15 protein-coding genes are annotated in these 26,278 nt (G+C 58.9%); 9 read left to right on the forward strand and 6 right to left on the reverse strand.

From position 1 onward, the window contains the following. Window positions 1–320: 320 nt before the first annotated feature. Genes ACSEXS_RS13930 through ACSEXS_RS13940 form a run of 3 tightly spaced genes read right to left on the reverse strand, consistent with a single transcriptional unit; the run spans window position 321 to window position 8,262 of the window. On the reverse strand, window positions 321–647 hold the full coding sequence (locus ACSEXS_RS13930) for a hypothetical protein (RefSeq protein WP_438433840.1): 327 nt from the start codon (window positions 645–647) through the stop codon (window positions 321–323). Further along, window positions 619–6,744, reverse strand: coding sequence for a polymorphic toxin-type HINT domain-containing protein (locus ACSEXS_RS13935; RefSeq protein WP_438433841.1), 6,126 nt, complete (start codon window positions 6,742–6,744; stop codon window positions 619–621). Before ACSEXS_RS13935 ends, ACSEXS_RS13930 begins: the two co-directional genes overlap by 29 nt. A 24-nt stretch (window positions 6,745–6,768) precedes the next feature. Further along, the gene (locus tag ACSEXS_RS13940) at window positions 6,769–8,262 is read right to left on the reverse strand and encodes an RHS repeat domain-containing protein (protein ID WP_438433842.1); all 1,494 of its coding nucleotides are present in this window, start codon (window positions 8,260–8,262) and stop codon (window positions 6,769–6,771) included. 478 nt (window positions 8,263–8,740) lie between these two features. Between ACSEXS_RS13940 and ACSEXS_RS13945 the strand changes: the two genes are divergently transcribed. The 6 genes from ACSEXS_RS13945 (at window position 8,741) to ACSEXS_RS13970 (ending at window position 17,015) form a co-directional block, all read left to right on the forward strand. Next, window positions 8,741–9,775 carry an agmatine deiminase family protein gene (locus ACSEXS_RS13945; RefSeq protein ID WP_438433843.1) on the forward strand — a complete coding sequence of 345 codons (1,035 nt, stop codon included), beginning with the start codon at window positions 8,741–8,743 and terminating at the stop codon, window positions 9,773–9,775. Window positions 9,776–9,947: 172 nt separating this feature from the next. Then, the gene (gene aguB / locus ACSEXS_RS13950; protein ID WP_438433844.1) at window positions 9,948–10,832 is read left to right on the forward strand and encodes an N-carbamoylputrescine amidase; all 885 of its coding nucleotides are present in this window, start codon (window positions 9,948–9,950) and stop codon (window positions 10,830–10,832) included. Window positions 10,833–11,381: 549 nt separating this feature from the next. Next, window positions 11,382–11,576 carry a hypothetical protein gene (locus ACSEXS_RS13955; RefSeq protein WP_438433845.1) on the forward strand — a complete coding sequence of 65 codons (195 nt, stop codon included), beginning with the start codon at window positions 11,382–11,384 and terminating at the stop codon, window positions 11,574–11,576. 152 nt (window positions 11,577–11,728) lie between these two features. After that, window positions 11,729–13,417 carry a sulfatase-like hydrolase/transferase gene (locus tag ACSEXS_RS13960; protein ID WP_438433846.1) on the forward strand — a complete coding sequence of 563 codons (1,689 nt, stop codon included), beginning with the start codon at window positions 11,729–11,731 and terminating at the stop codon, window positions 13,415–13,417. Between the two features lie 120 nt (window positions 13,418–13,537). Further along, window positions 13,538–14,449: a DMT family transporter gene (locus ACSEXS_RS13965; protein ID WP_438433847.1), complete on the forward strand. Its 912-nt coding sequence runs from the start codon at window positions 13,538–13,540 to the stop codon at window positions 14,447–14,449. A 79-nt stretch (window positions 14,450–14,528) separates the two neighbouring features. Beyond that, the gene (locus ACSEXS_RS13970) at window positions 14,529–17,015 is read left to right on the forward strand and encodes an outer membrane protein assembly factor BamB family protein (RefSeq protein WP_438433848.1); all 2,487 of its coding nucleotides are present in this window, start codon (window positions 14,529–14,531) and stop codon (window positions 17,013–17,015) included. Window positions 17,016–17,356: 341 nt separating this feature from the next. Here the strand turns inward: ACSEXS_RS13970 and ACSEXS_RS13975 are convergent, their stop codons facing one another. The 3 genes from ACSEXS_RS13975 to ACSEXS_RS13985 all read right to left on the reverse strand — a co-directional run bounded on the left by ACSEXS_RS13975 (window position 17,357) and on the right by ACSEXS_RS13985 (window position 20,505). Further along, entirely contained in the window at window positions 17,357–18,667 is a 1,311-nt protein-coding gene (locus ACSEXS_RS13975) for an ABC transporter substrate-binding protein (protein WP_438433849.1), read from the reverse strand. Window positions 18,668–18,781: 114 nt separating this feature from the next. After that, window positions 18,782–19,618, reverse strand: a complete 837-nt coding sequence (locus ACSEXS_RS13980) for a carbohydrate ABC transporter permease (RefSeq protein WP_438433850.1) — start codon at window positions 19,616–19,618, stop codon at window positions 18,782–18,784. After that, window positions 19,618–20,505, reverse strand: a complete 888-nt coding sequence (locus ACSEXS_RS13985; RefSeq protein ID WP_438433851.1) for a carbohydrate ABC transporter permease — start codon at window positions 20,503–20,505, stop codon at window positions 19,618–19,620. Before ACSEXS_RS13985 ends, ACSEXS_RS13980 begins: the two co-directional genes overlap by 1 nt. A 136-nt stretch (window positions 20,506–20,641) precedes the next feature. Between ACSEXS_RS13985 and ACSEXS_RS13990 the strand changes: the two genes are divergently transcribed. From ACSEXS_RS13990 to ACSEXS_RS14000, 3 genes are all read left to right on the forward strand, one after another. After that, window positions 20,642–22,489, forward strand: coding sequence for a cache domain-containing sensor histidine kinase (locus tag ACSEXS_RS13990; RefSeq protein ID WP_438433852.1), 1,848 nt, complete (start codon window positions 20,642–20,644; stop codon window positions 22,487–22,489). Continuing rightward, the gene (locus ACSEXS_RS13995; RefSeq protein ID WP_438433853.1) at window positions 22,486–24,102 is read left to right on the forward strand and encodes a response regulator; all 1,617 of its coding nucleotides are present in this window, start codon (window positions 22,486–22,488) and stop codon (window positions 24,100–24,102) included. Before ACSEXS_RS13990 ends, ACSEXS_RS13995 begins: the two co-directional genes overlap by 4 nt. A 231-nt stretch (window positions 24,103–24,333) precedes the next feature. Further along, a complete protein-coding gene (locus ACSEXS_RS14000) occupies window positions 24,334–26,277 on the forward strand; it encodes an ATP-binding protein (RefSeq protein WP_438433854.1) in 1,944 nt (647 codons plus the stop codon). Window position 26,278 lies beyond the last annotated feature (1 nt).

A 26,278-nucleotide genomic window follows, 5' to 3' on the forward strand; every position in this document is an offset into this window, starting at 1 on the left:
CCGATGCAATTCGTTTGACATTGACGTAGACGCGCTCATATCCTCGGCATTGGTAGAAACACAAGAAAGACCTTGAGGACACCCCAAGGTCATGTACCAATTGTACTGAGAAAACTCGGTATAAAAATAGTTTAATGGGTCTGGGTGTAATACAAGCATGATTATGAAAGAATTATCAAAGATGCTCGTAAGTTCCTCCACACCATTCCAAAAGCCATATCTGAGTGCAAAATCAAGTACAACTTTATTTTGAAACGGAAAGTTTAAGCATAAATTGCGTGTGAAAACCTTGAGGACTAATCCCTCAAGGTTTTAGCACTTTAAAATTCTTGCAATATAGTAACAATTGAATCAAGTAAATTCTTATAGTTCTTTATAGATTTTACCTCTGATTCGTTATCTGCTTCAATTTCTTCGATAAACGCATCTAGTTTATGATTTTTGAATACAAGATGTTTATCTATTCGATTTCCTCTCAGTGCAGATGACGCTAGTCCTGCAACATGGCCATCATATTCAACCAATTCACTATAAGCGTCATATACGTCATCATTTTCAGGGGCTTCTGGAAATGGGGTTATGCTCAATAATACATAAAATTCTTGAAGCTTCTTTAATTTAGTCCCAATATGTGACGAGTTTTCCATCAGCAGTCCAATATCCTCCTACTTTATTTTTTCCCGTACCTGTTTGTATCTTGTATCCCTTTGCACCCGTTGAAAGTGTTACTTCTTCTGCTAGATGTTTATTTGCTTTGAAGAAGTCCATCGCATCTTTAGTGAATTCTTCCGGCGTTCTTCCCTTGCCATGTTTTCTTAAATGATAATCCATTGTTTCAGTTACGTCTCCGAAAGTACCTTTATACCATTGGTCTGAGGTTGCCTCATTATATTTAGGACCATAAGTACAACTCGTATTATGAACCCAAATCCCAAGGTCACTGACGAAGTACGTGTGGAAATCGTCCACGGTCATGTTGTAAACCGTTGCCTGTTTCTGTACCGGTTCAATGCTGTCTATCTGGAGTGTATTCCCATCACTCTGAACAAGCAAGTCTCCGACTTTAAGATCCTTGACGAATGTCCAACCCTTGTCCTTCACCCAGAAGGGATGGTTGTACGTCGATTCGATCGTTTCCTCGCCGACATGGATTTGATAAATCTCGTCCGTCTCATGATGGAAGGTGGCCGTAACTTCCTTATACCCCACCTCGCCGGATTGGTCATCCTTCGCCAGCACCTGATCCCCGACCTCGATGTCCTCGATAGGCTTTTCCCCTTCGTCGGTCTGCACTTCGGTCCCGGCGGTAAAGCAATTGCAGGCATTGATCGCCTTCTTGGCCTTCGACGCCTTTTTGGACTTGCCGAAGAGCTTCGAGAGCTTCGAGGATTTGCCGAACAGCTTCGTCGCCTTACTGACGTACGAGCCCGGGACGAAGGGAACCACCAGGGCGGTCGCATCCCAAGCGAGATACAGCGCGTTCTCCCAACTGGGGTCTTCGTAGAATTCATAGGCGCTGTAAGCCGTACTGGCCGCATCGAGCACCGTTTCCGCAGCCTCGCCGGTCGGGTCCTGGTAGGCGAGCGGGTTGTTCTCGACGTAGGTGTACAGGTTCAGGCTGAGCGGGTTGTCGACTTGACCCAGGTTGGCGTCTTCCCCGATGAAGCGGCCGAGCTCCGGATCGTAGTAGCGGGCGCTGAGGTAGTAGAGACCAGATTCGTTGTCGTAGTACTCGCCCGTGAACTTGAAGGGATTGGACATCGTCTCCAGCTTCGTTTGCAGCTTGCCCCAGATGTCGTACGTGTACTGATTGAGCGGGGTGCCGTTGTCGCTGCGCAGGGATACGACGTCCGTGTGCCCATTGGTAAAATAATACCCCGACAGCCCGGTCAGCCGGTCCTTGCGGTACAAGGCTTCGTTTCCGTAGACGGTGGTGGCCATGGGGTGGCCCGACGCATCGAGCTCTTCCACCAACTGACCGTTTACATAGATGAACTTCGTCGTGAGGCCATTGACCTTCTTGGAAGCTCTCGTGCCGTCTCCGTAATACGTGTAAGAAGCGGTGGAGGGAAGCACGATGGCCGTGTGCGCGAGTGAGGCCAGCTGGTTGCGGGCATTGAAGGTGTACTGGCGTTCCCCCGTCAGGAGGGAGACATCGACGGAGACGTCATCCAGCAGCCCTCCGCTCAATAGTCCTCCGTCCAGAATCGTTGCCGGCATTTCCATGGCGAACCGGTTGCCCTTGGGGTCGTATTCGTATTTCCAGTCTCCGGCCGGACGGGTTTCCTGCTTGATCCGGTTCAGGCGGTCGTAGGCAAACGTGTACGTGGTGTCGCCGTTCTGGATTTCGCTGATGTTGCCGAAGCCGTCCTGCTGGTACGATTCCGCCCAGAGCACGTCGTTCTCCCGCCGGTGCTCGACGGAGACCAGTTCCTCCAGGCCGTCCCGCACCGTTTCCTGGACCAGATCGTCGCCGTAATGAATGAGGTAGCGGTTCTCGTTCGGACCGACCGTGTAATCGTAGGTGACCGTGTCCATTCCGGGATACGTGACGGTCTTCATGCGGCCGAGGGAATCGTAGGTATACTGGGCTGCCGCTTGATCCGGATAAGTCAGCGAAGCGAGCCGATCATAGGCATCATAGGTAAGCTGATAGGTGCGGCCTGCTACGGTCTGACCGGTCTTGCGCTTCCAGCCGTCGTACTGGTAGGCGATATCCTCGCCCTCGCTGGTCGTTTCCGCCGTGACCAAGCGCGTTGTCGGGTCATAGGCGGTTTCGTTCCAGTAGAGCTCTTGCCCGGTGCTGTTCCGGTAGGTCACCCGTTGTTCCTCGTTGTAGGGGGTGTAGGCATACGTGGCCTTCTGGCCCGCCCGGTCCGTCCGCGATTCCAACAGTCCGTTGTTGCGGTAGCGGAAAACGGTCTTGGCTCCCGCCGCATCGGTATCGGCGGTCAACCAGCCGACCTCGTTGTAGGTGTTCGTCCGATCCCGCACGGAATCCACGTACCGTTCGATCCATTGGTCGAACCGGTTATAGACGAACCGGTAGGGCTGTCCCTCCGCGTCCTGCAGATAGACCAGGCGGTGGGAGGGATCGTAGGCGTAGAGGTTCGTCTGCCGCTCTTGCCCGCTGATGACGTCTTGCTTGGTCATTTGGCCCATGGAGGTGTAAGCGAACTCCGAGGTCTTGATCTTGTTGCCCGTCGAGGTCTGGGCGACGGTCTTCATGAGCCGGCCATACGGGTCAAAGAACGAGAACTCCTCGCTGCCGTCCGGGCTGACTACCTTCATCGTGTGCTGCTGATAGGCGAACCCATCCGCGCCCGCTTTTTCAGCGGAATCGGCGTAATAGTAAGTCGTCGCCTGCCCCAAGCTGTCGATCTTGCGGTTGACGCGGGACAGCGAATCGTACTCATAGGTTGTCGCAAGCTGCGGTTCCCCGTAAGGCAGTGTTCGGGTGGCCAGACGGCCGTTCGCGGTCTCTTGGACGGTGAGTACCCGGGTCGCGCCGCCCGCCGTCTGCTGGCTGCGAATCTCCAAGCCATAGGGAGTATAAAAGCTCTCCTGAAGCTCTCCGTCCGGCAGGGTTACCGCAACCTTGCGGGTCGAATCGTCATAGGACACCGTGGTGGTGCGGGCCGGAGCGCCCACGGCGGCGTACGTATGGCGAACGGTCCGGTCGCGGCCGTCGTATGCGAATTCCTCCGCGGACCCGTCAGGGTAGAGCGTCTTATGGAGCAGGCCGCCGGGCTCGTACTCATGCGTCAGGACGAGCCCGGCCGGAGCTTCGCCTTCCGCGAGGGCGGCGAAAGTGGTCTCCCGCTCAACTTGGCCGTACGGCGTATAGACGAGCTCGCGCTCCGTCGCTGTGGGCGCCGTTCCGTAAGGGTTGCCCGCGCCCGACTCGCGGATGCGGGTCGGCTGTCTGCTCGCATCGTATGCCAAATAGGCGGTGGTGTCGGTCTGGGTCAGGGTTTCCGCCGGATTCTCCGGATTCGGGTACTGCTCGGTGCGGACCGTCTGCGACAACAGCTTGCGCTTCAGCGGTTCGGGATCGGTATCCGCAAAGTAAGCATAGGCTTCCCGGACAACGGAAGAGCCGTCCTGCGCGGTTACGGTCATCTCGCTGATCCGGCGGCCCGGTCCTTCATACCGGTAGCTCGTCACATTGCCGAGGGCGTCCGTCTCGGAGATCGTTTGCCCGTAGGCGTTATACTGCAAGGTTCGGGTAATCCGCCCGTTACCGGCCGGAAGCAGGGGATGCTGGATGTTGGAGACCTGAAGCGCGGTCGAGTAGATCGCCGCCGAATAGTCGGGTATATCGTCGGCATAGACATGCACCGCCTTCGGCTTGGTCTTGCCGGGATCGTACTCATACGCCTCGACAAGATACTTGCGGTTCTTGTACTCCGTTCCGTCTTGGGAAAGGGTAAACGTGTTGCTGCCGCCGACTTCCTTCCAGGCAAACGTCTGGAGGAATTCCTTCCCGTTAATCGCGTAATAGGCATAAGTCGCCGTCTCTGTGCCGCTCGGACCCGGAGTGCGGGTTCGGATCGTCTGCTGATCGCCGAACCGGGAAGATTGTCTCAGACGGGGATTGTTGGCCTTGCCGCCTTTCCAGTATTCGTAGTAGATGTGCCCATGGTCCAAGTGAAGAAGGTCGTAATAGTCCGATTGCAGCTTGACTTGGCCGTTCTCGGTATAGCGGTGATCCACCCGTTCGACCGCATGGTAAGAAATATGTTGGGTGGCAAACGGGTCTTGGTAAAGTCGTGTCGTGTTGCGGGCGACTTCACGGGCGGAAATGGCTCCGTTAATAGTAGCCGACCATGAAGGGTTATAGGTTTGGTAGTTGAACTGCACTTCAAGCCCATTGAAGAAGGAGATGGTCTTCAGCAGCAGATAAGGAACCTCGGCGTACATCTCAAGCCGTGCCAATTCCACCTCTTCCAACTCAATCAACTTTCCGTCAGCCTTCCAACTCCACCCATCTGAATCTTCAGCGGGCTCTCCCGCAGCATTGGCAAAGTAATTCATGCCGTCGGTCTTGAAGTTGAAGTCGGCGAGCCGGGATGAATCGATCGGGTAATACTGATAGCCTTCCACTTCAAAAGGGCTCTGCGGCTGGGTGCGATCCATGACCTTATTTAGCTGCCAATACGTCACCGTTTCCGTCGAAGTCTTGTAGACATAGTCCTTCCATTTGCGGGAGGTGACGGGGGTGGACACCTTGGCCGACTCATAGGTGATATCCTTAATGACACCGGCGGAGCCCTCCGCCTTGAGACCGGTGATCACCGACTCCGTATTGCGCCGAATGGTCACTGTCCGTCCGTACGAATCGGTCACCGTGATGTTCAAATGGCCGAGAGCGGGATTCCGGTTGTACGAGAAGACGATCTTGTCGCCGAGGTCGTTCTCCTTGCGGAGGATTTCCCCCTTCTCGTTGAATATGTAGGTAATCTGATCGTCGACCGTCAGGCTATACTCCGATCCCTGCTTGCTGTAGACGACATTGGCATACGGTTCCTGATAAAGGACGCCGTTGCGGAACTCATACTGGCTGCCGTCCTCCAGGGTGAACTGCGCCTTTTCATAAGGAGAGCTAAGCTGCTTTAAGGAATAGCCGTCTTCATAGTTGTTGGTACCTGTTGTTGGCTTATGCCAGTTGACCAATTCCGCTTGAATGGTATCCCGTTCCAGGCTGGGCAGGTTCAACTGCCATCCGGTCGCGATGAAGCCCTTGAGATTTTCCGGCTTAACGGGAGTGGTCGTGTTGCCCTTGATTTGCAGATAAGTCCCATTGGCGTCCACCTGCGTGGTGTATTCGGGATTCAGCACGGTGCTCTGCAGCGAGTTGTACCGCCGCTCGAAGGACAAATCCAGGCCCGGCTTGCCGTCGAGGGACAAATCGACGTTCTTCTGGTTCGCGGTCCGGTAGAGCGGGTCCACGAGGTCGTCGGTATCGACCTGATAGCGATATTCATTCTTGAACGGATTTACGACATAAGGGTTCGGTGTGGCGCTTGGGGACGGACTGGGATTGCCGCTTGTGACCGGCGTCGGGCTTGGGGTTGCACTGGGACTTGCGCTCGGTTCCGCCAGTGTTACGATCTTGCCGGCGACGGCTTGCCCGGCCATGCCCGAGGGCGTCGGCGTAGGAGACTGAACCCGGTAGGAGGCGAGCTCCCGGCTCAAGTCGCGGGCTTTTGCTTCCCGCTCTTTGTCCGCCTTGGCGTCGCTGGCCGGATGCTTGCTGAGATAAGCCTTCGGCTGTTCATAGTAATCATACAGCTCCAAGGCGGCGGGGACGTAGTGGGAAAGGAACTCCTTTTCCTGCCGATCCAGCTTACCGATCAACTGATTAATCTCCTGAATCGACCGATTCGCTGCGGCTATCCGGGCCGGCTCGGGGAGCACGTCGAGCAGGGAAGGGTAATAGTAGACCGCAATTTGCTGTATGGCTGCAGAGGCGGAAGGAAGGGCGGCCGCAAGCTGCTGAACGGAGTAAGATTCAGACGGCGAGCCAGCCGCAGACTTTCCTTCGGCGGAGGAGGATACGAAGATCTCCTCTGCGGCGGGAAGAGGCTCTGGGGCGGCGGAAGCTCCTCCGCTTCCGGCCGAACGGTCAGACGAGACGAGGCGTCCATCCGAAGCGGAGGCGATGTTGGATTCATCGGCGATGCCGCTGAAGCCGGAAAAAATTAAGGCCACGATGCACAGAATCCACAGGTATTTTTTCAACGGATATTCCTCCCGGTCGCGGAATTAAAGGCTGAGAATGAAATATTTCTTGGTGTGGATCAGGTTCCCGTTGGCATCGTATTGGAACTCCATGTAGGTTTCTCCGGAGGGAAGCACGGTGATGGATTCCAGGCGGCCTGCGGCATTGTAGTGATACTCCAAGCGCTTCGTCTCGTTCGGATTCAACAGGCGGAGCGTATACGGAAGCTCGCCAAACGAGCCGGAGATCCCGTCTATGAAAAACAGGTACGTTTGGTTCGCCGTTACCGCCAGCAGCAGCTTGGCTTGTCCGGCGCTGGATTCCAGCCGCTCGGCGAGGAGATGGCCGTTTTCGTCCTGAACGCGGAGCCGGTACGATTTTCCCTCCGGGACGGTCCATTCGATCGGGATGGTGCCCGTAACCGGCGCTTTGAACCGGAAGACGTCGACATCGCCGCTTTTCCAGAGGTTGGCGAGATAGGGAATGCCCAACTGCATATCGACGGCTGCCGCGGGAGTATCGTCGAACTCATGGCTGTCGGGATAAACCGCACTTAGATCGAGGCTATACAACAGGCCTTGTTGGAGTGGAGATTGTGCATACAGCTTAAAATAGTAAGTCGTGTTGGCTTCGACGTAGATTTCCACTTGCGCTCCGTTTACGCGAACGGGGACGGGCTGACCGGACGCGTCGGTATATTCGGCGGCGAGCGAGAGAATGGCCGGATAGGGGGCCGACAGCTTCGCAGTCAAGATACCGGATGCGGAAGGAGAGAACGAGTAGTAATCCACGTCTCCGGCAACCTCCAGGGTAGCGTTCACTCTCGTTTTCGGCTGGAGAATGGTTGCGGTGCTTTGCGTCTCATTGTTGTCCTGAACAATCTCACTTAGTTCCATACCGTACGGAACGGCCTGCTGGAGCGGAGATTTAGCATAGAGCTTTATGTAATACGTCTTTTGGGCTTCGACCGGGAAGTCGAGCTGATAGCCGACTATGCGAAAAGGAACGGGAAGTCCGGAAGTATCGACAACTTCCATGCCAAGAAATGAGCTGGCCGGATAGACGGCCGATAGCTTGCCCGTCACCGTTCCGGAAACGGAGGCAGTGAACGTGTAATAATCCAGGTCTGTCGTACTTTCTAAGCTGGCATTCCATTGGGTTCCCGGTTGGACTAAGGTGGCTGTGTCCCGCGTGTCGTTATTGTCCGGGCTCGTCAGCAGTAGCGGAGGAATCTCCAGTCCCTCCGTAACGCCCGGAATGGGGGAGTTCGGTCCTGAGTCGGGCAGGGGGGCGGGAGAAACGGTGCTGCTTGGTTCGGGCGATGGCAAAGTCGTTGCGGCGGGAGTTGGGCTCGCGGATGCCGGAGCCGATTCCGTCGGTGCCGGACTGGCAGGTGCGGCGGACTCATCCGGCGGGGCCGAGGTCGACTCGGCAGACGAAATCCCTCCATGCACGGAGGCCTCGGCGAAGGGCTGGGCCAGCGTGAGGGAGGCGGCGGCCAGGCAGGCCGCGACAAGGGTAGCTTTTCTTTTGTTCAAGCGTGTTCCTCCTTTTCGAATGGGGTAAACGGCATGGCAAATAAGCAATCGGTCGAGCGGCCCTATAGGGGCGTAAAAAGGGATTCGGAAATGCTGTGATGCACAGAGAGGCAGGGTCCAGCAGAAGGCGGAGCGGATGCAGGTCATGATGGTAAAGGGGGTATTGCGCAGGAAGGCTCATGGTGAATGGCTCATGCTGGGGAAAAACGAAGAAAAGCGAAAACGAAGAACGCCAAAACGAAGAGCGCAAAACGGCAGAAACCGGAATAATGGCTCGGTCCCTGAGTACGATTACCCAGAATAGGAACAATGAACCATACCTGGGAGGAGGAAATGAGTCGCAGGACGTCAGAATAACCGGAAAGAGCGGGAACGCGAATTGTGGGCCGGGGCCATTTCGGGTATGATGGTAGGGGTCCGGCCTTGCCCGGTTCGCCCGGAGGCCGCGGCCCGATTCTGTTAGTATGCGAGGGAAGCCATGTACCCGAGAGACTTGACTTATTCCATGCCGCCCGAATGGGCGCCGCATGAGCGAACTTTGATCTCCTGGCCGATTCAGGCCTCCATGTGTTACCCCGAGACCTATCCCGACGTCTGCGGCGGCTATGCCGAGCTGATCCGTGCCATCGCCGAGTTTGAGCCGGTGACGGTGATCGTGAATCCGTCCGACCTGGAAAAGGTCCGGGCGGTCTTTGCGGACACACCGGCGGTGGACTTGCTGCCGATCGAGCACAACGACGCTTGGCTGCGCGACAACGGGCCGACGTTCGTCACGTCGGCGGACGGGGAACGCGCCGGCATCAACTGGAAGTTCAACGCCTGGGGCGGCAAGTACGCGCCTTGGGACCTCGACGACCAAGTAGCTCCGCAGATTCTGGAGCATTACGGCATCCGACGGTTCGATGCGCCGCTCGTCATGGAAGGCGGCTCCTTCCATGTGGACGGCGAGGGCACCCTGCTCACGACCGAGGAGTGCCTGCTGAATCCGAACCGCAACCCCGAGCTCAGCCGCGCCGAGATCGAGGAGCAGCTTGCCCGGCACCTCGGCATTACCCGCGTCATTTGGCTTGCGCGGGGGCTAGCGGGAGACGAGACCGATGGCCACGTCGACAACGCCGCCTGCTTCGCCGCCCCCGGCCGGGTGATCCTCCAGGTCTGCGACGACCCGGCGGACGAGAACTACGCGATTGCGCAGGAGAACCTGCGCATTCTGGAAGACGCCGTGGATGCGGCCGGCCGGAAGCTCGACCTCGTCAAGCTGCCACAGCCGCCTTATGCCGAGCATGAAGGAAACCGGCTGACGCTGAGCTACCTCAATTTCTATTTCGTCAACGGCGGCATCATCCTGCCGGTCTTCGGCGGAGCCGCCGAAGAAACCGACCGGATCGCCGTCCGCACGCTGCAGGAGATCTTCCCGGACCGCCGCATCCGCACGGTGAACGGCATGGCCGTCATCCGCGAGGGCGGCAACGTCCACTGCACCACGCAGCAGATGCCCGCCGCCCGGGCGTAAGCGAGCGCTGCGATCCTCGCGAGTGTCTGTTTCGCGCCGGAGCGGGCCGGGGAGAGGCCCATGCGGTTTCGATCTTCCGCAAGGAGGCGAAGCAGCCAGCCGCCCTGTTATTTCTGCGACGCGGGGAAGCCCCGCGTCTGTTCCACCTTTATCCGACAGGAGGCTCGAAGCCATGAGAAACGTCAAAGTCGCCGCCACCCAGATGAGCTGCACCGGCGACATCGAAGCCAACATCGCCAAGGCGGAGGTCCTCGTCCGCAAGGCCGCCGCCGACGGGGCGCAGATTATCCTCTTGCAGGAGCTGTTCGAGACGCCCTACTTCTGCCAGAAAGAGAAGGCGGACTATTACAGCTACGCCACCGAGCTGGAACACAACCGTGCGGTGAACCATTTCCGCGCCTTGGCCCGCGAGCTGAAGGTCGTGCTGCCGATCAGCTTCTATGAGAAGAAGAATTACGCCCGCTACAATTCGCTCGCGGTCATCGACGCCGACGGCGAGGTGCTGGGCACCTACCGCAAGAGCCACATCCCGGACGGTCCGGGCTACGAGGAGAAGTTCTATTTCAACCCGGGCGATACCGGCTTTAAGGTATGGAATACCCGGTACGCCAAGATCGGCATCGGCGTCTGCTGGGACCAGTGGTACCCGGAGACCGCCCGCTGTCTGACGCTGATGGGCGCCGAGCTGCTGTTCTACCCGACCGCGATCGGCTCGGAGCCGCAGGACGGCGCGATCGATTCCAAGGACCACTGGCAGATGTGCATGCGCGGCCATGCCGCCGCCAACCTGATTCCCGTCATCGCTTCGAACCGGATCGGCGTCGAATCCGATGAGGATTCCTCGATCACCTTCTACGGCTCATCCTTCATCGCCGGGCCGACGGGAGCCAAGATCGCCGAAGCGGGCCGCGACGAAGAGACGGTGCTGACCGCCGAATTCGACCTGGACGCTCTGGAAGTGGGCCGCCTCGAATGGGGCATCTTCCGCGACCGCAGGCCCGACCTGTACGGCATCCTCGCCACCTACGACGGGTCCACGCCGGTTAAGCGATCCTGACTTTGCGGCAAAGACGAATTTTCCCTTAAAAGCCGGGCCTCTGGGACCCGGCTTTTTTCCGTAATATTATCTGCTATATAGACTGAACAAAAGAAAGCCGAAGAAGTGGAAGGTCGTGAAGAAGCGGAGCGCTCGCCTTTGATCCCGGATTTCCTCCTTAAAAAGTTCATTCCGGAAATCTGGGATCAACAGCGTTCGGAATGACATTCCAACGGCGTAGGCGTAAAGGTTAAGTTCAGTCTATATATATTGATTTCACTTCGATTTCGGCGTAAGCTCATATGGGAATAACAAGAAAATATAGGCATATCTGCGATAAGCCGATGGGCTTGGAGTGAGATAAGGGGGGCGGACGAACTGACAGATTATGGGGTCAATACGCTTTTGAGGCTTCCGGGAATAATGTTAAGCGTTTTTTTCCTCGTTGCGATCGCGGTTATCCTTTATCGTCTTGCCAGAAAGAAATAAGGCTTGTTGATTAACCGAAGGCACTTATTACGCTCTCCGCTCATAGAAGGTCTCCGCTCATAGATTAGGAGGAATCCGATAATGGAGCATCATTGTCCGGCATGCCAGATCCCCTTGACACGTTCCGTTGTTTTGGGGATTGCGGGGAAATTCCTGGTCTCCAAGGAGCCGGTCCATCACCTTACCCTCAAAGGCAGCAGCCCCATCCTTCCCTTCGTCTGCTCCCAATGCGGGCTGACCCAATGGTACGTGGACGAACCCGACCAATTTCAGTAAGACGATTACCCGCCGCCCTGCATACAATTGCCACAAGCCCGTTCGGCAAATGCCCACCCGAACCGGCTTTTTTGTGCTAGAATCAGTAAGAATACGATCTCCGTTCGTATCGGAAGGAAGTTTGGCTCATACCCGGGAAAGTGGAGGACATCATGAGAAGAAGAGGACTATTGCTTGCCGTCATACTGATTGGCGCGGCCTTAATCGGGAGCGCTTTCGCGCTGTCTCCCGTGCGGGGGCTGCTAGATTCGAAGAGTTCGGAGCAACCGCCGATCAACGCGGAAGAAATAAAAGACAAGCAGAACAAAGCCACGCCCAATATCATCGCCATCCAACTGGAATCCTTCCAGTCCTTTGTTCTCGGGAAGACCATCGAGGGGCAGGAAATCACCCCGAATCTCAATAAACTGATGAAGGAATCGCTGACCTATCCGAACTTCTACCTGCAAAACGGAGCGGGCAATACCGTCGATGCCGAGTTCATGTTCAACACCTCCCTGCATCCGGTCAAGCCGCCCCAGGTGATCGCCTTCACTGATCCGATGAAGGAATTTCCCTCGCTTGCCCGGATCGTGCGGAACAAGGGCTATTCCACCATCACCATGCACACCAACAACGCCATGTTCTACAACCGCAAGGAGTTTTACTCCGCGCTCGGTTTTGATCAGTTTTTGGACAAGGATTACTTCGGAACCGACGATTTCATTGCCTTCGGCTCCTCGGACGATATCCTTTACGACAAGGGAATGGACGCCGTCGACGAATATGCCAAGGCGGGCAAGCCGTTCTACGCCCAGTTCATCAGCATGTCCAGCCACCATCCGTTCCACCTGCCGGAAAAGTTCCGCGAGCTGAAGCTCTCCGAGCTGTACCAGGACAACCTGGCCGGAGACTACCTGCAGGCGACCCGCTATACCGACACGGCGCTCGGGCATCTGTTCGACCGGCTGAAGCGGGACGGCCTGTGGGATAACACGATCCTCGTGCTCTACGGCGATCATACCGGCATTCAGATGAAAATGGTCGAGGATGCCGAGAAGGCCGCGCTGAAGGAGATCGTCGGGCATGAGTACACCCTGGCCGACGCGCTGCGGGTCCCGTTCATCATCCACGGACCGGGCATCGAAGCGAAGGATGACCCGATCTACGGCGGCCACCTGGATATGCTGCCGACGCTGCTCAGTCTGATGGGCGACACCCCGGCTGACGCGGCCTTCCTGGGCTATGACCTCACCAAGGGCCAGTCCCACACCATCCCGATCCGCGGGGCGTTCGCCGACGAAGGCAGCTTCATCGACGAAGGGACGCTGTATAACCCGATCAAGAAAACGGCCATGGACCTGTCCACCGGAGAGAGCAAGCCGGTCGAGGAAAGCACCTACAAGGCCAAGTACGACGACGTGCTGGCGCGCTTCCAGGCTTCGCTCGATTACGTTGCCACGCTGCCGGAGAAGAAGGAAGACTTCGGCGAGAAGGTCGTGCTCACGAAGCCGGCGGAGCTCTACGCCACGGCCGACACGACGAGCCCGCTCGGCGTGAGCATTCCCGAGAAGTCGGCGGTTACCTCCAAGGAGAGCAAGCCGGACGAGGGCTGGTACAAGATCGAGTACGAGGGCAAGAGCGGCTGGATCAAGCCCGACCAGCCGATTCTGGAGCTGTGGGGGCTGATCAAGACGAAGACCAAGACCCCGCTGTTCAAGGAGCCGGACAGCAGCTTAAAGCCGGTGCTCACCGTCGGCAGCCAGAACGTCAACGTCACCCAGCGCTGGGTGGGAACCAAATGGTACAAGATCGTCACGTGGGCCGGCGAGTATTGGGGCGAGGTCGACGTCGACGAATAGCTTGTCGTGACGAGCGGGATAGGGACCGGCCTTCGCCGGTGATTACCCGATGAAAGCGGCGCGGCCGGGAGTCCCGATAACCAAACGGGCCAAGCCTGCGTCAAGAGGAGGAAGTCCGGTATGCAGCGTCAGGATACCGCGCTGTTGTTTCTGTTGGCCTCGATGTGGGGAGCGTCCTTTCTGTTCATGCGAATCGCTTCGCCGGTCCTCGGTCCGTTCGTGACGACCGAGTTCCGGGTGGCTGCGGCCGGGGCGGCGCTCCTGCTCTACGCCGCGGCGCGGCGGCGGGTTCCCGCTCTGCATAAGCGGTGGCTCGCCTACCTGATCCTGGGCGGGCTGAACGCCGCCCTTCCGTTCGCGCTCATCTGCTCGGCGGAGCTGCATCTGAACGCTTCCCTCGCCGCCATCCTCAATGCAACCACGCCGCTGTTCACGGCCGTCGTGGTCGGGGTCTGGACGCGCGAACGCCTCGGACGAAGCCGAACGGTCGGCCTCGTCATGGGGCTCGCCGGCGTCGCCGTGCTCGTCGGCTGGAGCCCGGTGGCGCTGACGCCGCAGAACGGGCTGGCGATCCTGTTCTCGCTGCTCGCCGCGCTCGCTTACGGATTCGGCAGCCTGTACGCCGTCCGCGCTTTCCGCGGCGTGCCGCCGCTGGAGGTGGCGATGGGCCAGCAGGTGGGCGCGGCTCTGCTGCTCCTGCCGTTTGCGCTCTACGACTGGCCGCACCGCCTGCCCCCAAGCCGGGTGGTCTACTCGCTGCTCGGGCTGTCGCTGATCTGTACGGCGCTCGCCTATCTCATCTACTACCGGCTGATGGACCGGATCGGGCCCGTGAAGACGATCAGCGTCACCTTCCTGGTGCCGATCTTCGGCATCCTGTGGGGTGTGCTGTTCTTGCGGGAAACCATCAACGCGACGACGATAATCGGGCTCGCCGTCATTCTCGCGAGCATCGTCCAAGTCAACCAGATTCCGCTGCCCGCCCGCTTTCGGCGCAAGCCGAAAAAGAAACGGGCGGAGCCCGCTCCATGAGCTCGGAGCCTTTGCAACCTCGCGATTCTCCTGCGCGTCTACTCTGTGGAAGCCCATGGCAGGAAAGCGAGGTTTTTTCATGTTTGGCAGGCTACCCGAATCCGACGGCCACCGCCGTCTGGCCCTCTTGCTCGCAGCGGTTCTTCCGCTCACGAGCTGTACGTCCGTACCCAAGTTCTCCTTCCCCGACTCTTCAGGTTCTCTGGTATCCGCTTCCTTCTCTCCCGTGCCTGCCGCAGGGGCAGCTTCTCCCCCTTCCGCTTGGCTGGAATCGCTCTCTTCCGCATCCGGCGCTCCTTCTTCGGGTGCATCCTCTTCCGCTGTTCTCGGTCCCGCCCCGGTGACCGCGTCCGAATTTCCGGTCGGCAGCGAGTGGGTGTCCCATGCGTTCAGCGCCTTTTACAACAAACCGCTTCAATCAGGCGTGTGGAAGGACGCCGCCGCATCCTTTTACGGCGGGGAGGGGGTACGCTTCCGGGTCGTGAAACGGGCGGGCGAATGGTTGGAGGTGGACGACGGAAGCGGCCCCGCCTGGACGCCGCTCTGGTATGGGACGAAAGGGGCCGACGCGATATCGGAAGAGCGGCAGGCGCTTCGGCTCACGCTGAAGCCGGATGCGAAGCTGTACCTCTATCCCGGCAGCTCGTCCTCCTGGTCGTTAGCGGACCGAACGGGGGATACCCCCTTTGGCGGCACCCCAAGCAGCAGCCTTGCGGCGGACAGCCTGGACTCCACGCTGAGCTGGCAGGGCTGGCGGGCGGTCATCGTTCCGCCGGCAGCGGGATATACCGGCAATCAGCTCAACCGCCCGCTGCTGCTCTGGGTGCGGCAGGCCGATGTCGCCTCGTCTGCGCCGCTCGCCGGCGGCTTGTTCGCCCGCTGGGGCGAGCCGGCCGAAGCGTCTGCCTCGCCGGGAATAGGCGGGATGGCGGCGAGCCGGGAACGCGCCTTCACCGAAGCGGCGCTAACCCCGGGAATGCCGGCGGATCAGGTCCGCCGCTATCTGGGGACGCCCGGCCGCGAGGAGGTCTCGGCCAACCTGGAGCTGGATACCCAGAGCCCGCAGCGGCTCGGCAAAGTCTGGCGGTACGAAGGCCAGGAGGCGGGATTTACCGTCACCTTGGGCCCGGACGGCCGCCTCGCCCGCTGGAATTGGACCCTGCCGCTGACGAATGCGGCCATGGCCGAGATTTCCCCGATCCAGAGGCCGTACGACTTCACCTATGAGCTCCGCCGTCTCCCGATCGTTCCGTCTCGGGCCGGGGAGACGGCCTGGACCAGCCGCAATGAGCTGGATTATGCCTATCTGGTCGGAGCGGCGAACGGCATCCTGCTGATCAACGGAGACGACGGCGGCTTCAGCGGGTTTCATACCAACAGCAACCTCTATGCGCTTCACCAGAAGACCGGGAAGAAGCTCTGGCAGATCGACGCCGGCTACGATGCGCTCCAGTTCGCCCTCGATCCGGATGGGCGATACGTGACCGTGCTGACCCGCTACAGCAAGGAGAAGAAAATCTACGAGCAGCACGTGCGCCGCATCCGAATGGCCGATGGCAAGGTCGTCTGGGATCTGGTCAAGCCGGAAGGGGAGACCATGGATTGGATGGCCGCCGCCGAAGGGACGATTCTGCTGTACCACGGACCGGAAAAAGGCGACAACCCGAAGCCGGGCCGGATGACGGCCTACGATTCCGTTTCCGGCAACGCCAAATGGAGCCGGGAGCTCACCGAGGCCCTGGAGCCCGCGGCCGGCAGCCTGAGCGATCCGGTGCTGATCGCGGCGGACGCGAACGGCGGGCTGACGGCATTGGCGCCGTCGACGGGAAAGACTGTCTGGCATGCGGATACGGAGGTCGGAAAGCGCGATGGGTCGGGCGAGGAAGCGTCGCCCTATCAATTCCCGGCGGCCCCGGTGCGGCCGCTCGAGCCGAAGGCGTCCGCCGACGGCTGGTATCGCCTCGGCCGGGAGAAGGTGCTGCTGAACAAGCGGACCGGCCAGGTGAAGGCCCGCTATACGTTAACCAACCGAGAGGTTATCACAGCGATCGACGACACCCATTGGCTGATCCAAGCCAATCTGCAGGACTATGTCACGGGCCGCTTCGAAGCGGATCAGCCGGCCTCCACCCGGCTGTACAATCCCCTGACCGGCAAGACCGCCTGGACGCTGCCGGGCCGCGCCTCGGCCGGAACCGTCGACGGCGGAACGCTCTACTTGATGCTGGACGGTCTGCCTGCGGCGGTGGATCTGGCCAGCGGGCGGCTGCTCTGGCAAGCGCCGACCAACCCGGGCGTGGGCAACCCCGATGACTTCTACTACGCGGTTACGCGGATTCTCGTCCGGGGGAACCGGTTGGTCTTGCCCTATGGACCCGACGTGCTCGTCCTCGACAAGTCCACCGGCAGGCCCCTGTACCGGCTCGCCGATCTTCAGGAAGCTTACCCCGACCTGCGCGAAGCCGTCAGCATGAGCGGCCTGCTGAACGAGGGGTCGGACGGCTGGCTCTACATCGGCAGCTCCAACGGCGGCTTCCATAAGCTGCGCTTGCCGGAAGAGAAGTGAGGCGGGCAGTCGCGTTTTCGCTACGGCCCGCCTCACCGGACAGCCGGACGCGCTCCCGTTTAGGCCGCTTCGAAGCGGATCAGCCGGACGCGCTCCCGTTTAGGCCCGCTTCACCGGACAGCCGGACGCGCTCCGTACGGCCCCGTTCCGTAGGGTCCGCCTCACCGGACAGCCGTTCGCGCTCCGTACGGCTCCGTTCCGTAGGGTCCGCCGTCCGCTCCACCCTAAACCCTATAGCCGCTCGCGGCCAGCGACCGTAACTTATCGCCGCCTCGACAGAAAAAGCTCCCCCTTCGCTGCGACCGACAGCGGAGGGGGAGCTTTCCTATTCAGGCTTGCGCTTATTTCTTGACGATATCCTGAACGCCCTTGTCAAACTTCTCGAACAGCTTATCCTTGTCGATCTGCTTGCCCTCGTACTCCTGCATCGAAGCGCCCCAGGACTGGATGACGCCGTCCGGGTAGCGGCCCCAATGCCAGCCGCCCGCGGTTGCCGCCTGCTCGGATACGGCGGCTCCGATCTGGCCGATGTCGTCGGCGGTGGCCTTGATCGAGCTGAGCGCCGGGATGAACTTGAACTCGTGGGTCAGGTATTTCTTGCCCGTCTCGGAGGTGACCATCCAGTTCAGGAATGCCTTGGCTTCGTCCGGATGCTCGGACTTGCTGTTCACGATCCAGAAGTTGGCCGGGCCGGTGTAGATGCGGGCCTTGCCGGAGTCGTCGATCGGAACCGGCAGCACGCCGAGGTTCAGCTTGGCGACCTTGTCGACGTCGCCTTGAATCCAGTTGCCCTGCTGAATCATCGCTGCCTTGCCGGTGGCGAAGTAGGCGACCTGCGTGGCGTAGTCGGTGGTCAGCTTATCGGACTGGCTGTTGCCGAACACCAGATCGACGTAGTTGATCCAGTTGTTGAACACTTCGTTGCCCTTGAAGGAAGCCGTGCCCGCTTTCGTGTCCTCGATGAACTTGACCGGGTCGGGCTGTTCCGCGAGTCCGATATTGATCGTATGCTGGCCGATCGACCACCATTCGTTGGTCGTCGAGAACGGGGTGATGCCGGCGGCCTTCAGCTTCTCGCAGACTGCCTTCAGCTCGGTCAGCGTCTTCGGCAGCTCGGTGATGCCCGCCTTGGCGAACATGTCCTTGTTGTAGATGATGCCGTAGCCTTCAATGTTCATCGGCATGCCGAGCAGCTTGCCCTCGACTTGAGCGGGAGCGGCAGCGGCCGGGATGACGTCCTTGGCCCACGCTTCGCCCGACAGGTCGGTGGCCCGGTCGTAATAAGCCTTCAAGGCGGCGAAGCCTTCGGAGTTGAAAATTTCCGGCTCGTCCCCGGAGGCGATCTGCGCCTTCAGCAGGGCGTTGTAGTCCTCGCCGCCGCCGTGGGTTTCGACATCGACCTTGACGCCGGTTTCCTTCTCGTAATCGGCGGCCATCTTGGTCAGGGCATCGGCGATCTCGACCTTAAACTGGAACACCTTGATCGTGACGTTCTTCTTGGCGGGCGCTTTGGTCGCTTCGGCGGAGGATGTTGCACTTTCCGAAGGAGCGGCGGACTTGTCGTCCGTATTCTTCTTGCTGCAGCCGGCGAAGGCGGCGGCGCTGAGGGTCAGAGCCATAAGCAGGATGGACAAACGCGTTAAACGCTTCATTCCTTAACCTCCCTGAAATGTCTGTTTTTCCTTGCTTTCTCATTATAGAAAACGTTTGCACAGGCGGGAACCGACGTTTTTGACCTCTTTGGTGCAATTTATTGATCTAACCCGTCAGCCCTTCAGCGAACCGGCGACGATGCCTTCGACGATATACTTTTGCAGCAGGATGAAGATGGCGATGACCGGCGCGACGCTCATGGTCAGCCCCGCGAGTGCCAGGTCCCACTGCTTGGTGAATTGCCCGAAGAAGCGGGTGACGGCGAGCGGGATCGTCGTGAGGTCCTTGTTCGAGCCGATGATCAGCACCGGCAGCAGGTAATCGTTCCAGATCCAGAGGCTGTTCAGGATCACCACGGTCATCACGATCGGCTTCAGCAGCGGGAAGACGATCCGGACGAAGACGCCGTAGGGCGAGCAGCCGTCGACCACCGCCGCCTCCTCGATCTCGAGGGGGACCGTCTTGATGAAGCCGTGGAACAGGAAGACGGACAGCGACATGCCGAAGCCGAGGTAGCAGACGACGATGCCGGGCAGGTTGCCTCTTAGCTCCAGCAGGCTCGTGACCCGCACGAGCTGGAGCATGATCGACTGGAACGGAATGATCATGGCCGAGATGAAGGCGGTGAACAGGATGCGGTTGAACAGGGTCGGTCTTCGGACGAGCCGGTACGCCGTCATGGAGCTTAGCAGCACGATGCCTGCAACGCTGACGAACGTGATGAGGACCGAATTGCCGAGCACCTTGGGAAAACGAATGATGTCCCACACCTTGGAATAGTTGGTGAACAGGGTCTTTGCCGGGAAGGAGGCGGCGTCCACCATGATCTCCCCGAGCGACTTGACCGAGTTGACCAGGACGAAGTAGAACGGCGTCAGGAACAGCAGGGCCAGCAGAATCGTCAGCGTCTGGACGATCCCGCCGCGGATGCGCTGGGCACGGGTCTGCATTACGCCTCCACCTCCTTGCGCTTGGTCAGCCAGACCTGGGTAACCGAGATGAGCGAGATGACCAGGAAGAACAGCAGCGCCTTGGCCGTGCCGAGCCCGTAGCGGTTGTTGACCAGCGCTTCGGCGTAGATGTTGTACGCGAGCGACTGGGTTGAGGTGCCCGGTCCGCCTTTGGTCAGCGACAGGTTGAGATCGAACATCTTGAAGGCGTTCGAGGTGGTCAGGAACAGGCAGATCGTGATGGCCGGTACGACCAGCGGCAGCATCACCCGGCGGATGATCTGGAAAGGGCTCGCTCCGTCGATCTTGGCAGCCTCGATCAGATCCTTGGGTACTCCGACGATGGCCGCGATGTAGATCACCATCATATAGCCGGCAGTCTGCCAGATGAAGACGATGACGAGGCCCCAGAAGCCGGTCTGCGGCGTGCCCAGCCAGGAGAGCTGAAACAGGGACCAGCCGGTCCACTCGCCGACGGTCTTAAATCCCTTGGTGAAGATGAACTGCCAGATGTACCCGAGCAGGATGCCGCCGATCACGTTCGGGAGAAAGAAGATCGTGCGTAGGATATTCCGAGCCCTCATGGCGCCGGTCAGCAGGAGCGCCAGCACGAAGGCGAGCAGGTTGGCGCCGATCACCGTCAGCACGGTGAACTTCAGCGTAAAGCGGAAGGACATCCAGAAATTGTCGTCCCTCCGAAAGATCCTCTCGAAATTATCCATTCCGATCCACTTGGCCTTGTCGAGATCGAGGCCGTTCCACTCGGTGAAGGAATAGTAGAAGCCGAGCAGGAAGGGGATGAGCACGATGAGCGCGAAGGCCGCGAGGCCGGGTCCGACAAAGACCGTCTGCTGCGCCCATTCGCTCGCCCGTTTGGATGCTTTCATGGCGTTGGCTCCTTTCCAATCGATAGAACTGGGATGCAAGCCTAACTATAAAGGGGCGTTGTCAATTTGAACACCGACGGATATGATGGGTTTGGTGGAATATATTGACCTGCCCACCGGACGGGGAGGAACGCCCATGTTCACGACCAGCATCCGCCGCAAGCTGATGTCGCTGCTGCTTGCCGCCACCATCATTCCCATCGCCATCTCCATGGCGCTGTCGAGCTCCTACATCAAGCGGGCCGTCACCGAACGGGCGGTTGCCGAGAACCAGAGCCTGCTGTCTCTGGGCAAGAACAACATCCTCTCCTACATGAACTCGTTGAACCGCATCTCGCTCACCGTCTACAATTCGCTCAATTCCTCCAGCTCGCTGTACGCGCTGATCGAGAAAGGCCAAGCCGCCGCCGATCCGGCCGAATTTGACCTCACCAACCGGATGGCCCTCTACTCCCATCTGCTCAATATGTACCAGACCATGAAAGGGATTCACCAGATTCATCTACAGTTCGCCGGAGAGGACAAGTTCTCGTACCTCTTGTCGCGGGGATTTTTTCGCAGCGGGGCTGAAAGCGTTGTCTCCTGGCCGGAAAGCCATGCCGCCGATTCCGTTCCCTTCGTCGAAGCCACCCACCTCAGCCGCCATTACGGGCTCGACTTCAGCCGCAGCATCCCCGAGGAAAATGTCTTCACCCTGCGCCGTCCCGTTATCCGGACGCCCAGCGACGAAGTGATCGCGTACCTGAGCCTGGACGTCAAGGCGACCGAGCTGAACCAAATGTGCCAGGAGCTGACGCCTTCCTCCGAGGAAGAGCTCTACCTGATCGACCCCGGCAAAAACCTGATCAGCACCGAAAACGCCCCCGAGGGGCCGAACGGGCAGGCCAGCCATGCGCCCTGGATGGACCGGGTCCTCTCGTCGGGGCGGGAAAGCGGCAATTTCACCTGGAAAGACGAGCGCTTTTCCGGCATCATTCTCTACGATACCCTGAAGACGAATTACATGAACTGGATCATCATCAAGCGGCTCCCCTACTCTTACCTGTACGAGAACGCTCGCACGATCAACACAATCAATACCTTCATCATCGCCGCCAGCCTGATCATGGTGGTGGTCGCCACGCTGTTCATCTCCGTGTCGTTCACCAAGCCGATCAAACGGCTCACCCGGCAGATCAGCCGGATGCAGAGCGGCCATTTCAACGAGACGGTCCCCGTCCAGGGCAAGGACGAGATCAGCATCCTGGCCCGGCGCTTCAACACCATGACGGAGACCATCAACGACCTGATCAACCGCGAATACAAGCTGGAGCTGGCGAACAAGACCAATCAGCTGAAGGCGATGCAGGCGCAGGTCAATCCGCATTTTTTGAACAACGCGCTGCAATCCATCGGAACGCTGGCGCTGCAGGCGGATGCGCCCAAGGTCTATTCGCTCGTCTCGGCCATGGCCCGGATGATGCGCTACAGCATGAACACCGAGGAGACGCTGGTGCCGCTCGCGGCGGAGGTGGAGCATGTGAAGGCTTATCTGGAGCTGCAGCGGCAGCGGTTCGACGAACGGGTTCGCGTCGACTACCGCATCGACCCGGCAACGCTGAGCGTTCCGGTGCCGAAGATGCTGATCCAGCCGCTGGTGGAAAATTACTTCAAGCACGGATTCGAGCCGCAGGGCGGAACCGGCCTGCTTCGGCTCTCCTCGCGGTATACGGAGGACGGGCGCCTCGTCATCGAGGTGGAGGACGACGGACTGGGGATGCCGGCGGAGGAGTTCGCCCGCTTGAGCGAACGTTTGCGCACCCCGGCCCTGCCTCTTTCCGAGGGCGAGTCCGGGAACGGCCACATCGGCTTGTACAATGTGGCGATGCGGCTGCGGCTTTACTACGGCGACAGCGCGGGACTTGCGCTGGAGTCCGGGCGGGGGCGGGGCTTTGCCGTCACGCTGACGATACCGCTGCAGGCGGAGGAGGAGGACGAACGATGAAAGCGCTGATCGTGGACGACGAACGGCATGTCCGGGAAGCGATCCGGCTCTTGGCCGATTGGGAGGCGCTCGGGATCACCGAGCTGTTCGAAGCCGACAACGGGCTCGCCGCCGCCGAGCTGATGGAGCGGGTGCGGCCGGAGATTCTCATCACCGACATGCGCATGCCGGTCCAGGACGGCGTCAAGCTGCTGGAGCACGCGCAGCGGACCCATCCGCAGACGCAGAAGATCGTCGTCAGCGGGCACACCGATTTCGAGCTGGTCCGCAGCACGATGAAATACGGCGGCCGGGATTATCTGCTCAAGCCGGTCGATCCGGTCCAGCTAGCCGAGGCGCTCGCCAAAGCGGTCAAAAGCTGGCACGAGGCCGACGCCGAGCGGCGGATCAACCAGAAGCGAAGCATGGAGATCAACCAGCTTAAGCCCGTGTATTGGGACAAGGTAATGTCGGGGCTCATCGCCGATCCGCCGGAGGTTCCGGCGGCCCTGGACGAGCGGCTCGCCGATGAATTCGGGCCCGGTGTGACCGGCGAATGCCGGGTGGCGCTGGTCAGCCTGGATTCGGCGGCGGAAACGATCACGAGGCGGTTCCAAGATAACCGCGACCTGCTCTTCTTCAGCCTGACCAACATCTGCAACGAATTCCTGCGGCGGGGCAACCGCGGCATCGCCTGCCGCCATTGGAACAGCGACCGGGAGGCGCTGGTGATCGCCTGGGCGAGAACGGAGGAACTGCCGGGCCTCATGCGGGAAATCAACGACGGCATCGAGCGGACGCTGGGCAGCCGCCTGGACGTGGGCATCGGCGGCGCAGCCGCGTTTCCCGCCGGAGCGGCGGAATCGTTCAAGGGAGCGCGCCGGGCGCTCCTCGGCCGCAACATGAAGGAGAAGAACCAGTGGATTCACACCGGCGAGGAGCTGCCCTGCGCGCCCGGGGAGCTGCGGCTTGCCGAGCACGAGGAGAGCTTCCGGCTGGCGCTGCTGAGCGGCAGCCGGGAGGAGCTGGCGAAGGCCGTGAACGGCTGGATCGCCGCCGTCGATGCGCTGCCCTGCGTCACCCTGGAGCAGGTCGAGCGGTGGCGGGCGGAGTGGCGGCTTCTCCTTCGGCGGCTCGGCCGGGATCGGGACAGCGGCGGAAGAACGGAGGATGCGGACCCGGAGGAAGCGGCCCGGCCGATTCCGCTCGACGCCGATGGACGCCTGTCGCTGGCCGAATGGAGCCGGGAGCTGACGGAATCGCTGACGCAGCTTCTGTTCGAACGGGAGAGGGGCCAGCGGGAGAAGGGCAGCATGCGGGAGATCGCCCGCTACCTGGAGGAGAACTACTCGCGCGAGCTGAGCCTGCAGGAGATCGCCGAGCATTTCCACCTGAGCCGCGAATACATCTCGCGGCGGTTCAAGCAGGAGTTCGGCGAGAACTTGTCGGACTGCCTCGGCCGGATTCGCATCGGCAAGGCGAAGCTGCTGCTGCAGAATCCCCACCTGCGGATCGCCCAGATTGCCGAGATGGTCGGCTACCCGGATGAGAAATACTTCAGCAAGGTGTTCAAGAAGCTGGCGGGAAAGACTCCCGGCGAGTATCGCCGAAGCGATCTCGGGGGGCATCCTTGACGGCCGGAAGAAAACCGAAGTCAGGAAAACCGACATGCACCGTCACGGGAAAGCCGGGCGGCGCATGTTTTTTCATTTTTCGTCAAAGGTCGACCCACCGTAAATACAAAAAACCATGGCCTCAAGTCATGGTGATCGATAAAAATTATCCATTCGGGATGTGAGGAGTGTGTTATACTAGCGTTGTTACAAAAAATAGGACATTCAGGAATATAATGACGGAGTGAACACATGAGTAAAAAGCGTTGGATTACCTTGCCGATTTTGTTCCTCTTGCTTATCCTCTTGGGTACGCGGGGCCTGGCTTCCCTGGGCTATGCGTCTTCCGCCCATTCGGGCGACCGAATCTACGACTGGCAGATCAAATGGGAAACATCCACCGGAAACGATCCAACGCTGATTCCGAACGAGAACGACCCCGGATGGATTTCAATCAAACAGGGTGAAGCTCCGCCCGCGCGGCCCAGCGGATACACGGCAGCTTGGGTTCAACTCAAACTTCCCGACCTCAATGGGCGAGTCGCCATCCTTGATTTTGATAAAATCTTTGCTTTGAAGATCAAGATGTACGTTGATGAGAAGGTAATCTTCGAATCTAACCGAGATTATCTGTATAACCTGAACCAGATCGCTTTGCCCCTCTATCCCGATTATTCCGGGAAGACCCTGAAGATATGGCTGGAGACCGCAGAGTCCTTCTCCAAGCTCGGCATCGCCGAGCCTATCGAGTTGAGAGATTACGCGGAAGTAGCCAGTAAGCAGGTCCCCAACAACCTGCTTAACAACATGATTGGCGGAGGGCTATTATTTCTCGCGCTGGCAGCGCTGATTTGCGGCGTCTTACAAGGTAAGCAATACCGTAAAATCTGGCTCCCGTTGGGCTTTATTTTACTTTGCACGAGCGGACTTATTCTGTCCTTGCCTCTTCTCGCTTTTACCAACCAACCGATGGGGAGAATCCTTTCGTTTACCTTCGATGCCTCTTTGGCGATAGGCTTACTGATGCTTACGGTTTTTTTCGAAAATGTCTTTGGTCCGGGGAAGTTCTCCTTGATTAGATACTTCCGATGGTTCCAAATATTTTATTCCGCCTTATGCGTGTTGATCAGCGGTCTTATGGATTTCTTTAAAGTTAGCGCACTTGCACACCTTTATCTGCTTTTCACAGCGCAACTGTTTGGCTTGATCATCATTGTCCAGTTTGTGCTGCTGTTGATCAGTTCCATCACTTACGTCTTCAAGGGCTTCAAGGACGCGATCATCTTCACGGTTGGCTTTATGTTGTTTGCGTTGATTGGGTTAGCTGAAATGGTGTGGTATTACGTATCGGATAATCACTATGTCATCCATTATTGGAAATGGGGCATGCTCGGATTTGTCGTTGCCTTGGTAATAATCGTCGGCAGAACGGTCGCACTCAGCTACCGTCAACTCGTCAAATATTCCAAGGAGTTGGAGCTGTTCAACAATCAGCTCCAGCGCTCCGAGAAGATGGATATCATCAGCGAACTGGCGGCTTCGGTCGCTCATGAGGTGCGCAATCCCTTGCAGGTGACAAGGGGATTTCTCCAACTGCTCGATGGAAAGTATTCTAGCGCAACCGATAAGACCTATGTCAAGTTGGCGCTCAATGAGCTTGACCGGGCGGCCAATATCATCACCGACTTTCTGACCTTCGCCAAACCCGGCATTGAGGATGAGGTTACGCTCAATCTCGCCGCCGAATTTGAACAAGTGGAAAGCATCCTTCAGCCGCTCGCCCACCTCCAGGGAGGCCGGCTCAGCATTACCATTCCGAATATACTAAATACTCGGGGGAATCCGCCCAAATTCAAGCAGGCGATCGTCAATATCGTCAAAAATAGTATTGAAGCCTTCAAAGAAGAGGGCACGGTCGAGATTACTGCCCGTTCGAGCGGCGATGATATTCTGATCAGCATCAAGGATAACGGGGAAGGCATGGGGGAAGAGGAAATCGCTCGGCTCGGAGAACCGTATTTCTCCAACAAGACCAAGGGGACGGGGCTCGGTCTTATGGTGACCTTTCGGATTATAGAGGCGATGAGAGGAACGATCCACTTTAGGAGCCAAAAAGGAAAAGGAACAGAGGCGCTGATCCGGCTTCCAAAGGCTCCGAATCCTTCCCCTGTTCCCGATGCGGATAAACGTAAGTGAT

The sequence above is a fragment of the Gorillibacterium terrae genome (assembly GCF_051594785.1).
Taxonomy (GTDB): Bacteria; Bacillota; Bacilli; order Paenibacillales; family NBRC-103111; genus Gorillibacterium.

Coding starts and splice junctions, on each gene's coding strand:
- ACSEXS_RS13930 (WP_438433840.1), bottom strand. CDS start 647: ATGGAAAACTCGTCACATATTGGGACTAAATTAAAGAAGCTTCAAGAA.
- ACSEXS_RS13945 (WP_438433843.1), top strand. CDS start 8,741: ATGTACCCGAGAGACTTGACTTATTCCATGCCGCCCGAATGGGCGCCG.
- aguB (WP_438433844.1), top strand. CDS start 9,948: ATGAGAAACGTCAAAGTCGCCGCCACCCAGATGAGCTGCACCGGCGAC.
- ACSEXS_RS13955 (WP_438433845.1), top strand. CDS start 11,382: ATGGAGCATCATTGTCCGGCATGCCAGATCCCCTTGACACGTTCCGTT.
- ACSEXS_RS13960 (WP_438433846.1), top strand. CDS start 11,729: ATGAGAAGAAGAGGACTATTGCTTGCCGTCATACTGATTGGCGCGGCC.
- ACSEXS_RS13965 (WP_438433847.1), top strand. CDS start 13,538: ATGCAGCGTCAGGATACCGCGCTGTTGTTTCTGTTGGCCTCGATGTGG.
- ACSEXS_RS13970 (WP_438433848.1), top strand. CDS start 14,529: ATGTTTGGCAGGCTACCCGAATCCGACGGCCACCGCCGTCTGGCCCTC.
- ACSEXS_RS13975 (WP_438433849.1), bottom strand. CDS start 18,667: ATGAAGCGTTTAACGCGTTTGTCCATCCTGCTTATGGCTCTGACCCTC.
- ACSEXS_RS13980 (WP_438433850.1), bottom strand. CDS start 19,618: ATGCAGACCCGTGCCCAGCGCATCCGCGGCGGGATCGTCCAGACGCTG.
- ACSEXS_RS13985 (WP_438433851.1), bottom strand. CDS start 20,505: ATGAAAGCATCCAAACGGGCGAGCGAATGGGCGCAGCAGACGGTCTTT.
- ACSEXS_RS13990 (WP_438433852.1), top strand. CDS start 20,642: ATGTTCACGACCAGCATCCGCCGCAAGCTGATGTCGCTGCTGCTTGCC.
- ACSEXS_RS13995 (WP_438433853.1), top strand. CDS start 22,486: ATGAAAGCGCTGATCGTGGACGACGAACGGCATGTCCGGGAAGCGATC.
- ACSEXS_RS14000 (WP_438433854.1), top strand. CDS start 24,334: ATGAGTAAAAAGCGTTGGATTACCTTGCCGATTTTGTTCCTCTTGCTT.